Here is a 521-nt window from a genome sequence, read left to right as displayed (position 1 = left end):
CGCGGTGTCTCCACCAGCTACCACTTGCATGTCTGCCTGGCTGACTTGCAGGGTGTGGTTGAAGTAATTGGCGATGGCGGGGAACGCAGCGCGGATCTGCTCACTCCCTCGAGCGAGCATCCCAGGCTGGACTACCAACACAGCGTCATTGGCGTAAAACGCCATCAGTTCGTCAAAGTCTTCCTGGTTGATTGCGCGGTCGGCGGCTGCGATGACTTCCTTCAGTTCCTGCTGTGGCATGGATTTTCTCCTGGTCTGTAGCGTGATAACCAGGCAGACGGATACAAAAAAACCCGCCTGCTGGGGCGGGTTGCTTGAACTGAGCCGTGACGCGTGCTAACCCACCATTCCGGGAATGGTGGTAATAATTGCATTCATGCATTGATCATGGCGTGTCATGCGGTTCATTCTGTGGACAAGCGCAGGGGATGTCAACCGGTGTAACTGGGATGAGAGCGTGTCCGAAATCCTGTGTAAACCAGCCCTTGCCTAGCAAGCCGAGGAAGGACCGCTTTGGCCGA

1 protein-coding gene is annotated in these 521 nt (G+C 56.0%); it reads right to left on the bottom strand.

Annotated features, from left to right (window positions below; translation table 11 throughout):
• Positions 1-240 (bottom strand): YybH family protein (locus ACODR9_RS24305; protein ID WP_488813262.1); only part of this gene is annotated, 240 nt, incomplete at its 3' end.
• Between the last annotated feature and the right edge of the window lie 281 nt (positions 241-521).

It is taken from the genome of Aquitalea sp. FG25 (genome assembly GCF_057809375.1).
Note: the sequence above shows the minus strand (reverse complement) of the source record. Positions and strands in the feature narration are given on the sequence as shown.